8 protein-coding genes are annotated in these 11,131 nt (G+C 55.4%); 5 read left to right on the forward strand and 3 right to left on the reverse strand.

Annotation, left to right across the window (positions count from 1 at the left end):
• Positions 1-101 precede the first annotated feature (101 nt).
• From ldtC to ACSZO4_RS22565, 3 genes are all read right to left on the reverse strand, one after another.
• On the reverse strand, positions 102-1,055 hold the full coding sequence (gene ldtC, locus ACSZO4_RS22555) for a L,D-transpeptidase LdtC (RefSeq protein WP_437891289.1): 954 nt from the start codon (positions 1,053-1,055) through the stop codon (positions 102-104).
• Between the two features lie 156 nt (positions 1,056-1,211).
• Positions 1,212-4,658 (reverse strand): transcription-repair coupling factor, encoded by a 3,447-nt coding sequence (mfd, locus tag ACSZO4_RS22560; protein WP_437891290.1) that lies wholly within the window; start codon positions 4,656-4,658, stop codon positions 1,212-1,214.
• 112 nt (positions 4,659-4,770) lie between these two features.
• Positions 4,771-5,844 (reverse strand): acyltransferase family protein, encoded by a 1,074-nt coding sequence (locus ACSZO4_RS22565; RefSeq protein ID WP_437891296.1) that lies wholly within the window; start codon positions 5,842-5,844, stop codon positions 4,771-4,773.
• 281 nt (positions 5,845-6,125) lie between these two features.
• Here ACSZO4_RS22565 and lolC point away from each other — a divergent pair, with 281 nt between their 5' ends.
• The 5 genes from lolC to cobB are packed head-to-tail and all read left to right on the forward strand — an operon-like array spanning position 6,126 to position 11,038.
• Positions 6,126-7,325, forward strand: coding sequence for a lipoprotein-releasing ABC transporter permease subunit LolC (gene lolC, locus ACSZO4_RS22570; protein WP_437891291.1), 1,200 nt, complete (start codon positions 6,126-6,128; stop codon positions 7,323-7,325).
• Positions 7,318-8,019 (forward strand): lipoprotein-releasing ABC transporter ATP-binding protein LolD, encoded by a 702-nt coding sequence (gene lolD, locus ACSZO4_RS22575; RefSeq protein ID WP_437891292.1) that lies wholly within the window; start codon positions 7,318-7,320, stop codon positions 8,017-8,019. The genes lolC and lolD overlap by 8 nt, the downstream gene beginning before the upstream one ends.
• Positions 8,019-9,263 (forward strand): lipoprotein-releasing ABC transporter permease subunit LolE, encoded by a 1,245-nt coding sequence (gene lolE / locus ACSZO4_RS22580; RefSeq protein ID WP_437891293.1) that lies wholly within the window; start codon positions 8,019-8,021, stop codon positions 9,261-9,263. The genes lolD and lolE overlap by 1 nt, the downstream gene beginning before the upstream one ends.
• A gap of 23 nt (positions 9,264-9,286) precedes the next feature.
• Positions 9,287-10,198 carry an N-acetylglucosamine kinase gene (nagK, locus tag ACSZO4_RS22585; protein ID WP_437891294.1) on the forward strand — a complete coding sequence of 304 codons (912 nt, stop codon included), beginning with the start codon at positions 9,287-9,289 and terminating at the stop codon, positions 10,196-10,198.
• 15 nt (positions 10,199-10,213) lie between these two features.
• The gene (gene cobB / locus ACSZO4_RS22590; protein ID WP_437891295.1) at positions 10,214-11,038 is read left to right on the forward strand and encodes a Sir2 family NAD+-dependent deacetylase; all 825 of its coding nucleotides are present in this window, start codon (positions 10,214-10,216) and stop codon (positions 11,036-11,038) included.
• The last annotated feature ends 93 nt before the right edge of the window (positions 11,039-11,131 follow it).

The raw sequence follows: 11,131 nt of genomic DNA on the forward strand, positions 1-11,131 counted from the left end.
TCCCTGTTGTGGAAGCCGTTATAGTGCCGCAGATTAAGGATCGGTCAACCGATCCTTAACTGATCGGCATTACCCATTTCGGGGCCTTCTCTGTTTGCAGCTCAGAGTGTCTGTGACGGTGGGGCTTCATGTCGGGTGACATCCACCGGCATCCCGGAGCGGACTTCTATGGCATGATCAAATACTTCAGCTTCACTTTGTGGCGCATTCCTGAAGGCTTGCATGGCTGCATTCAGGGCGATGGGTAACAGCTGCGGGTCATCATCAATAGATTTTGATAATGGCTGATGCACTTCAACAAGCCTGGTGCCGTTGGGTTCGACGGAAGATTTAATTGGGGTATTGATGATATTCACTTTTGTCCCTGGCGTCACAACGTTGAACAAGGCCAGGATGTCGTTATCACGCAGGCGAATACAGCCAGAGCTGACGCGCATACCTATGCCGAAATCGGCGTTAGTGCCATGGATCAGATAGACACCACCATAAGCTGCAAGGCGAATCGCATGATGGCCCATTGGGTTGTCCGGACCAGCAGGTAATACCGCAGGTAAATCAATACCCTGGGCTTTATAGCGAGCACGAATATTCGCGGTTGGCGTCCAAGTGGGGTTTGCCCGTTTATCCGACACGGTGGTCACCATGGTTGGCGTCAGAGTATCGCTATCCAGTTGGCCGATGCCGATGGGGTAAACGGTCACTTCATTTTTACCTGGCGGATAGTAATAAAGACGCAGTTCGGCGAGATTAATCACGATGCCCTGACGCGGCGCATCCGGCAACAGGGTTTGCAGCGGAATAGTCAGCACGCTTCCGGCGCGCGGTACATAGGGATCGACCCCCGGATTTGCCTGCAATAGCGCCAGAAATCCCACATTGTATCTTTTGGCTATTGCCTCCAGCGATCCGCCGTCGTTTTCCACCACGTGGTAACGGTTTTCCCCGACCACCCGGCTACCTGCCGCTGGCAGAGGCCAGGTGTTGGCTCTGGCGGGCAGCAGCAGCGAACTGACGATCAGCAATGCCCAGAGAACGAAATGCGAATGTTTTATCATTATCATAATCCATATAAATCATAAGGTTATTTTTATGAAACTGTGCTCTGGAATTATGGCCGGGGGTTGTGTCGGGAAGTGCAGGAAGAGTGCAAAGTGTTTGTAAATATTGCCGTGAAATACCGGGCCAGACTGGACGCTGGCCCGGTTGAATGATCAGGCTATCGCGTTCTGCTCCAGTTGCTGCATAAAGCTGCGCACCCAGTCTAAACGGTTTTTGCGCTCCGCCAGATCCTGGAAGAACTTGAGGCGCGTCGGGCCGTCGAGGCGGAAGTGCTGCGGTTGTTTTTGCAACAAACCAATCAACCACGCCGGATTGACATGGTTCTTCTCATTAAACTCAATGCTGCCGCCTTTTTCATTGCCTTCCAGTTTGCGGATCCCCAGTTTTTGCGCCTGCTGACGCAGACGGGCAATATCCAGCAGCGTACGTGCCGCATCCGGCAGCAGACCAAAGCGGTCGATCAGCTCCACTTTAATTTCATCCAGCTCGTTTTCATTCTTCGCGCTGGCGATCCGCTTGTAGAAAGAGAGCCGCGTGTTGACGTCAGGGATAAAATCATCCGGCAGCAGAGAAGGCATGCGTAATTCGACTTCGGTCTGCTGGCTGGTGAGATCCTCCAGCGACGGCTCACGACCGGCCTTCAGGGCATCGACGGCGCTTTCCAGCAGTTCCATATAGAGTGAGAAGCCGATGGTTTCCATCGATCCGCTCTGATCTTCCCCCAGTAACTCACCGGCGCCACGGATCTCAAGGTCATGGGTCGCCAGCGCAAAACCTGCCCCCAGGTCTTCCAGCGAAGCAATAGCCTCCAGCCGTTTTTGGGCATCGGTGGACATGGCTTTCGGATGCGGCGTCAGTAACCAGGCATAGGCCTGATGATGAGAACGGCCAACGCGACCACGAAGCTGATGAAGCTGGGCGAGGCCAAAGTGATCTGCCCGCTCAATAATGATGGTGTTGGCGGTTGGGATATCGATCCCGGTTTCAATGATGGTGGTACAAACCAGCACATTAAAACGCTGATGGTGGAAATCGTTCATCACCCGTTCAAGCTCACGCTCGCGCATCTGGCCGTGACCAATGGCAATCCGCGCTTCCGGTACCAGTTCTGCCAGCCGATCGGCGGCTTTCTGGATATTTTCGACATCGTTATAGAGATAATAGACCTGGCCGCCACGCAGTACTTCACGCAGGATCGCTTCGCGCACCACCAGATTGTCATACTGGCGAACAAAGGTTTTCACTGCCAGACGACGAGCCGGCGGGGTGGCGATGATCGACAGATCGCGCATACCGCTCATCGCCATATTCAGGGTTCGTGGGATAGGCGTCGCAGTGAGGGTCAGAATATCGACATCGGCCCGCATGGCCTTAATCCGCTCTTTATGACGGACGCCAAAGCGGTGCTCTTCGTCGACCACCAGCAGCCCCAGGTCTTTTAACTTCACATCGCTTTGCAGCAATTTATGGGTGCCAATCAGAATGTCGATTTTGCCGTCCGCGGCCTGCTCCAGAATCTGCGTCTGCTCTTTGGCGCTACGGAAGCGGGAAAGCATCTCAATGCGTACCGGCCAGTTGGCAAAACGATCGCGGAAGTTGTCGAAGTGCTGCTGCGCCAGCAGGGTGGTCGGCACCAGCACCGCGACCTGCTTATTATTCTCAATCGCCAGGAAGGCTGCACGCATTGCCACTTCTGTTTTGCCGAAGCCCACATCGCCGCACACCAGTCGGTCCATCGCCAGCGGCTGACACATATCGCTCAATACGGCATTGATGGCCTGGGCCTGATCCGGAGTCGTTTCAAAGGGGAAACTGTCGCAGAACAGTTGATACTGCTCGCGGTCGTGTTTGAAAGCAAAACCGGCTTTTGCTGCACGCTGGGCGTAGATATCCAGCAGTTCGGCGGCCACGTCACGCACTTTTTCTGCCGCTTTTTGCCGCGCGCGCGACCAGGCATCGCTGCCCAGTTTATGCAATGGCGCATTCTCTTCGGCACCGCCTGCATAGCGGCTAATCAGATGCAAAGAGGAGACGGGGACATAGAGTTTGGCGTCACCGGCGTAGGTCAGCATCAGGTATTCACCTTTGATGCCACCGGCTTCGAGGGTCGTCATACCCGCATAACGACCAACTCCGTGCTCAAGATGGACCACCGGCTGACCTGTATGCAGTTCCGCCAGATTGCGGATCAGGGTATCCGGATTGATGGTCCGGCGGCTGTCCTGACGGCGACGGGCAACGCGCTCACCCAGCAGGTCGCTTTCACAAATCAGTGCCCGGTTACGCAGGGTATCGATAAAGCCATGTTCGGCAGCCCCCACGATCAGATAGCGACCGCTTTTTTCAGCATCATCAAGATGCAAAATTTGCTTCGGCGCGACCTTGATTCGCGCCAGCAGTTCTCCCAGCGCTTCACGACGGCCTTCACTTTCAACCGAAAAGACCACCGGCCCGCTAAAGGACTCAAGGAATTTACGCAGGTTGTCCAGCGGTGACTTCTGCTGGGCCTGAACCGCAAGATCCGGCAAGCGCTGATAGCCAAGGTTGGTATGGGCCGCTTTGTCGCTCAGATGTTCAGTTTTTAACTGTACGCGGGGCCAGCGTTTGAGTTCGCTGAACAGCTCATCCACCCGCAACCATAATAGTTCAGGCTCCAGCAACGGACGCATCGGGTCCACGCCACGGTTTTCAAAACGGGCCTGGGTTTCCTGGCTAAAGCGCCCGGCGCTGGTTTCGAGATCCCCCGTATTCACAAGCAGGGTACTGGCCGGGAAATAGCTGAACAGAGAGGGCAGGGGTTCGCTGAAAAATAGCGGCTGCCAGTATTCGATCCCGGTTGGCAACGTGCCTTTACTCACCTGCTGGTAAATATGTTCGGCATCGCGTTTAACGTCGAACCTGTCACGCCACTGGCTTCTGAACAGCTCAATAGCGTTTTTGTCCGTCGGGAATTCATGGGCAGGCAGCAGATTAATGGCGTCGACTTCTTCCAGCGTGCGCTGGGTGTCGGCGTCAAACAGACGCAGGCTGTCAATTTCATCATCAAAGAAATCGAGGCGATAGGGCTGCGGACTGCCCATCGGGAAGAGATCCAGCAGTGCGCCGCGGGTGGCGTATTCACCGTGCTCCATGACCTGATCGACATGGCGATAGCCTGCGCTGTCGAGTTGTGCCCGCAGTGCATCCCGGGACAGACGCTGCCCTTTTTTCATCACCAGCGCGTGACCGTGCAGATAGCTGTGCGGGCAGACGCGCTGCATTAGCGTATTGACTGACACAATCAAAACGCCGCGCTGCATGGTGGGAAGCTGATAGAGCGTCGCCAGTCTTGAGGAGATGATCTCCTGGTGTGGCGAGAAGCTGTCGTAGGGGAGCGTTTCCCAGTCGGCAAGGTTTATCACCATGCTCTGGGTGAACTGGGCTACCTCATCCTGCAAACGCAGAGCGTTTTGCATATCCGGAGCAATTAACACCACCGGGCCTTTGTGGCGGGTGATAATTTCAGCCACTTCTGTCGCACACGCAGAACCAGTCAGTTCGCCAAGCTGGCGGTGATCGCCAGCTTTTACGGGCAGGGAATAACGGTATTGTTCAGGCATAGATAGAGTCAGAGTCTCTTAAGGATATGCCCTGATATGGGGGCATATCGCTGATACGCAATCCCTTTATTATCCGCAATTGTGCCCGGTTCGCCAACCTCAACGCATCGCTTTAACACAGTGACGGTGCCGGGCGTAGCTTCGCAGGCGGCGTGAAAAAAAGATCCGCAAACAGCAGGGCGGAAAGTTTACGCACCCCCAGGCCTACCAGCGTGCAGGCTAACAGACTGAGAAACGGATAGCTCAGCAGCAGCGCAAGCTCCAGCGCCGGCGGCCAGCGTTCAGCATTCAGCGGAGCCAGCAACGCCAGACTAAACGCCTCAATCAGAATGCGGTGAGTGGTGTAGATTGCCAGGGTGTTAGTGCCAACAATATTGAGCAGCGAGCTTTCACTGGCGCCAAAGCGGGTTTCAAATGCATAGAACAGCCGCAAGATACCCACCACGGAAAACAGGCTTAGCAATAAAGGAACATTTAGAAACCACAGCGCGATTGCGGCGAACAAACCAGGGATGAGGATCAGGGCGTAACGACGCAGGGGCAGGGTTTTGACCCACTCCATAAGCGTTGCGCCATACCAGGCGCCCAGGCTGTAGTAGATCATGTTGCGCAGGACGCTGTTCATCCCCCACCACGGCAGCGGCAGGAAGTTGATGGCGATACTCATCAACCCCATGGCGAGCAGGGCAGGTAAAGCCCAACGGCTGACCAGTTTGCAGACGATAAAATAGACCACCAGCGCGTAGAGGTACCAGAGGCTGGTGCTGGCGGTGAGCATACCGTGCAGAAATTCGCTGATGTTGTCGGCGTAAGCCGCGTTGGCGGCATTGCTCAAATCACGCTCCGGGGCCAGCCAGGCATTAATCTGGCTTAGCGCCAGCCACTGGATGATGCCCCAGAGCATCAGAACGTAAAATATCTGCCAGATCCGTTTATCGAGCGTCTCTTTCCAGGGAACGTCCGCGACGTAGCGGCGGATCAGGAAACCTGAGATAAAGAAGAACACTGGCATACGAAAGGGGGCAAGGTAGAGATTGAAGTAAATCCAGCACTTCGAAAGGGTCTGCGACCAGAGGTGTCCAAAGGCGAGAAGGTGCGGGTAGAAGGTGATAACCGAGTGGTAGATAACCACAAGGCAGATGCATAACCCTTTGATCTGATTAATCCATAATGTCTTTTTTTTCATCATTGTTTGCCATTTACGTTGCCATAGTTCAGGCAGTTAATCCTGGCGGGTGAAGGGCCGGGTGTAATGGGAAACCGTCTGTATTTGGTTATTTTCAGATTAGGATCAGGTTAAGTCCGGGGGGCCGCTGGCGCATTTCTTCGAACATAGCGCGAAATAGCAAATTGATTTCTCGGATTTTTTCCCCCGCCCTGAGAACTTCGCTTACGGTTTCGCTCATTTACGCTCCCCGCTTTCGCTTATATAATCCTGAGTCTGCTACCAGCAATCAGACGGATTTCATGTACCAACCTGTCACTCTATTTATCGGCCTGCGTTATATGCGTGGGCGAGCAGCAGACCGCTTTGGTCGCTTTGTTTCCTGGCTGTCGACTATCGGCATTACGCTTGGCGTGATGGCGCTGGTGACCGTGCTGTCAGTCATGAATGGCTTCGAACGTGAGCTGCAAAATAACATCCTGGGGCTGATGCCGCAGGCCCTGGTATCGGCGCAAAACGGCTCGATCAATCCGCAACAGCTTCCCGCAAGCGGGCTTAAGTTACAGGGCGTTAACCGTGTTGCGCCGCTGAGCACCGGTGATGTGGTGCTGCAAAGCGCGCGCAGCGTGGCGGTGGGGGTGATGTTGGGTATCGATCCGGCACAAAAAGATCCGCTGACTCCTTTTCTGGTGAATGTGCAGCAATCCAGCCTCGAGGCCGGTCAGTACAATATTATTCTCGGCGAAGGGCTTGCCGGGCAGCTTGGGGTAAACCGCGGCGATCAAATTCGTCTGATGGTTCCTTCAGCCAGCCAGTTCACGCCGATGGGGCGTTTACCGAGCCAGCGCCTGTTTACCGTCGTCGGTACTTTTGCCGCCAGCAGCGAGGTGGATGATTACCAGATGCTGGTCAATATCCAGGATGCTTCGCGTCTGCTGCGCTACCCGGCGGGAAACATTACTGGCTGGCGACTGTGGCTGGATGCGCCGTTGCAGGTTGATGCGCTAAGCCAACAAACCTTACCGCAGGGGACGAAATGGCAGGACTGGCGTGAGCGCAAAGGCGAGCTCTTCCAGGCCGTGCGCATGGAAAAAAATATGATGGGACTGCTGTTAAGCCTGATTGTGGCGGTCGCGGCATTTAACATCATCACTTCCCTTGGACTGATGGTGATGGAAAAACAGGGCGAAGTGGCGATTCTGCAAACCCAGGGGCTGACGCCGCGCCAGATTATGGCTGTCTTTATGGTGCAGGGGGCCAGTGCCGGTATTATTGGCGCGCTGCTCGGTGCCGTGCTGGGGACGCTGCTGGCGAGCCAGTTGAATAACCTGATGCCGATTATCGGCGCGCTGCTTGACGGCGCAGCCTTACCTGTGGCCATCGATCCGCTTCAGGTGGTGGTGATTGCGCTGGTGGCGATGGCCATTGCGCTGCTTTCTACGCTGTACCCTTCCTGGCGCGCTGCCGCCACTCAACCCGCTGAGGCTTTACGTTATGAATAATATCCTGCTGCAATGCGACAACCTGTGCAAACGCTATCAGGAAGGCAACGTGCAAACTGATGTCCTGCACGATGTGAGTTTTAGCGTGGGCAAGGGGGAAATGTTGGCGATTGTTGGGACGTCCGGCTCCGGGAAAAGTACGCTGCTGCATCTGTTGGGCGGCCTGGATACGCCAACCTCCGGCGATGTGGTGTTTGATAACCAGTCCATGAGCAAACTGTCGTCAGCGGCCAAAGCGGAACTGCGTAACCGTGAGCTCGGATTTATCTACCAGTTTCACCATCTGCTGCCGGACTTCACGGCGCTGGAAAACGTTGCCATGCCGCTGCTGATTGGCAAACATAAACCAGCTGAAATCGACAAACGCGCCCGCGAAATGTTGCGCTCGGTCGGGCTTGAGCATCGTGCCAGCCACCGTCCTTCTGAACTTTCCGGTGGGGAACGTCAGCGTGTGGCGATTGCCCGCGCGCTGGTTAACAACCCGCGTCTGGTGCTGGCGGATGAGCCGACAGGTAACCTTGATGCCCGCAATGCCGACAGTATTTTCCAGCTGCTTGGTGAGCTGAACGCCTCTCAGGGGACCGCTTTTCTGGTGGTGACCCACGACCTGCAACTGGCGAAGCGCATGAACCGCCAGATGGAAATGCGTGACGGACGCCTGACCACCGATCTCACCCTGATGGGGGCGGAGTAATGTCCTCATCGCTTTCCTTACTGATTGCCCTGCGCTTTAGCCGGGGCCGTCGCCGTAGCGGCATGGTGTCGCTGATCTCGATTATTTCTACCGTCGGGATTGCCCTCGGCGTGGCGGTGCTGATTGTTGGTCTGAGCGCGATGAACGGCTTTGAGCGTGAACTTAACAACCGCATTCTGGCGGTGGTGCCTCACGGTGAAATCGAACCGGTTAACCAGCCGTGGAATAACTGGAACGACGCGCTGGCAAAAGTGGAGAAGGTTCCGGGTATTCTGGCGGCTGCGCCCTATGTTAATTTCACCGGACTCGTGGAGAGCGGGACCAACCTGCGCGCCATTCAGGTCAAAGGGGTTAATCCGCAACAGGAGTCGCAGCTGAGTGCATTGCCGCGCTTTATTCAGGCTGATGCCTGGCAGGCATTTAAGCCCGGCGAGCAGCAGATAATCCTGGGTAAAGGTGTTGCAGATGCCCTGAACGTGAAACAGGGCGACTGGGTATCCATTATGATCCCCAACGCCAGCAGCGAGAGTAAATTGCTGCAACCCAAACGCGTCAGACTGCATGTTACCGGGATACTGCAGCTGAGTGGTCAGCTCGATCATGCTTTTGCTATGGTTCCCCTGGCTGATGCCCAGCAATATCTGGATATGGGCAGCAGTGTGACCGGTATCGCCATCAAAGTGAACGATGTCTTCAACGCCAGCCAGCTGGTGCGTAACGCCGGTGAAGTGACCAACAGCTATGTGTATATCAAGAGCTGGATTGGCAAGTATGGCTATATGTACCGCGACATTCAGATGATCCGCGCCATCATGTATCTGGCGATGGTGCTGGTGATCGGCGTCGCCTGTTTCAATATCGTTTCCACCCTGGTAATGGCCGTCAAAGATAAGAGCAGTGACATTGCGGTGCTGCGTACGCTGGGGGCGAAGGATGGCTTGATCCGCGCTATTTTCGTCTGGTACGGCCTGCTGGCGGGTTTACTGGGAAGCCTGTGTGGCGTGGTGATTGGCGTGGTGGCGGCGCTGCAACTGACATCGATTATTAATCTGATACAGAAGGTGATTGGCCATCGGTTCTTGTCGGGTGATATCTATTTTATCGACTTTTTACCTTCAGAACTGCATGTCCTTGACGTGGTTTATGTGCTGGTAACGGCGCTGTTGCTTAGTCTGCTGGCCAGCTGGTATCCGGCGCGACGCGCCAGTAATATCGATCCGGCGCGAGTCCTTAGCGGTCAGTAAACCTGGCTTTTCAGGGAGGGTGGATGTATTACGGATTTGATATTGGCGGCAGCAAAATTGCGCTCGGGGTCTTTGACGAGACCCGGCGTTTGCTATGGGAAAAGCGTATTGCCACGCCGACTGACAGCTACGCCACATTTTTACAGGCTATCGCCCAACTGGTGGCCGAAGCCGACAGCCGCTTTGCTTGCCAGGGTAGCGTCGGGGTCGGTATTCCGGGGATCCCGCAAACCGCCGATGGCTCCCTGTACGCCACCAATGTTCCCGCCGCCAGCGGCAAACCCTTGCTTCGCGATCTCAGCGTATTGTTGGGGCGTAAGGTGCGGATCGACAACGACGCCAACTGTTTTACCCTCTCCGAAGCCTGGGATGATGAATTTCGCCAGTACCCGCTGGTGATGGGATTAATACTGGGCACCGGGGTGGGTGGCGGGCTGGTGGCAAAGGGCAAATCGCTGACCGGCCGCAGTTTTATCACCGGCGAATTTGGTCATATCCGGCTGCCGGTGGATGCGCTGACCCTGATGGGCTTTGATTTCCCCTTAACCCGCTGTGGTTGCGGCAAGCTGGGCTGTATTGAGAATTATTTGTCCGGGCGTGGTTTTGCCTGGCTGTATCACCATGTCTATGGTGAGACGCTCACCGCCCCGCAAATTATTGCGCGCCAGCAGCAGGGCGATGCCAGAGCCCAGGCCCATGTGGAACGTTATGCCGACCTGCTGGCCGTGTGTCTTGGCAATATACTGACTATAGTGGATCCGGATCTGCTGGTCATTGGCGGCGGTTTGTCGAATTTCTCCGCGTTGACTACCCTGTTAGCACCGCGGCTTCCAGCCAGCCTGCTACCCGTAGCCCGGGTTCCTCGTATTGAAATTGCCCGTCACGGCGATGCGGGCGGCATGCGAGGCGCGGCGTTTCTTCACCTTACTGATTAATCCTGAGAGGATGATATGCAATCTCGTCGGTCACATCGTCTCAGCCGTTTTCGCCGTAATAAACGCCGCCTGCGTGAGCGCTTACGCCAGCGGATCTTTTTTCGCGATGATACTGTGGTGCCGGAAGTTATGGATAAACCAAGAGTCGTGGTACTGACCGGGGCGGGTATTTCTGCCGAATCCGGGATCAGGACGTTCCGTGCAGCGGACGGCCTGTGGGAAGAGCATCATGTGGAAGATGTCGCCACGCCGGAAGGGTTCGCCCGCAATCCTCAGCTGGTGCAGTCCTTTTATAACGCCCGTCGTCGGCAGCTTCAGTTGCCGGAAATCGCGCCCAATGCTGCCCATCTGGCGCTGGCAAAGCTTGAAGAGGCGCTGGGTGACCGCTTTTTGCTGGTGACGCAAAATATCGACAATCTGCATGAGCGCGCCGGTAATAAGCACATTATTCATATGCATGGTGAACTGCTGAAAGTGCGCTGTAGTCAAAGCGGGCAGGTGCTGGACTGGACGCAGGATGTTGCCGCCGATGATAAGTGCCACTGCTGCCAGTTCCCCGCGCCGCTGCGTCCGCATGTGGTCTGGTTTGGCGAGATGCCGCTGGGTATGGATGAGATTTATCATGCGATCTCAATGGCTGATATCTTTATCGCCATTGGCACCTCAGGGCATGTTTATCCTGCGGCTGGCTTTGTGCACGAGGCAAAACTGCACGGCGCGCACACCGTTGAACTGAACCTGGAACCGAGTCAGGTGGGCAGTGAATTTGAAGAGAAACAGTACGGGCTGGCGAGTGCGGTGGTACCGGAATTTGTTGATAAGTTACTAAAAGGGCTATGAATAACCTCTCTCCCCAGGGGCTGAGGAATCCCCAGAAAAAGTGAAAGGCACGATGAAGTGTGATCTACTGGTTGCGCTAACAAATCAGAAGAG

The sequence above is a fragment of the Phytobacter sp. V91 genome, from assembly GCF_965644225.1.
GTDB lineage: Bacteria > Pseudomonadota > Gammaproteobacteria > Enterobacterales > Enterobacteriaceae > CBFFRJ01.

Coding starts and splice junctions, on each gene's coding strand:
- ldtC (WP_437891289.1), bottom strand. CDS start 1,055: ATGATAAAACATTCGCATTTCGTTCTCTGGGCATTGCTGATCGTCAGT.
- mfd (WP_437891290.1), bottom strand. CDS start 4,658: ATGCCTGAACAATACCGTTATTCCCTGCCCGTAAAAGCTGGCGATCAC.
- ACSZO4_RS22565 (WP_437891296.1), bottom strand. CDS start 5,844: ATGAAAAAAAAGACATTATGGATTAATCAGATCAAAGGGTTATGCATC.
- lolC (WP_437891291.1), top strand. CDS start 6,126: ATGTACCAACCTGTCACTCTATTTATCGGCCTGCGTTATATGCGTGGG.
- lolD (WP_437891292.1), top strand. CDS start 7,318: ATGAATAATATCCTGCTGCAATGCGACAACCTGTGCAAACGCTATCAG.
- lolE (WP_437891293.1), top strand. CDS start 8,019: ATGTCCTCATCGCTTTCCTTACTGATTGCCCTGCGCTTTAGCCGGGGC.
- nagK (WP_437891294.1), top strand. CDS start 9,287: ATGTATTACGGATTTGATATTGGCGGCAGCAAAATTGCGCTCGGGGTC.
- cobB (WP_437891295.1), top strand. CDS start 10,214: ATGCAATCTCGTCGGTCACATCGTCTCAGCCGTTTTCGCCGTAATAAA.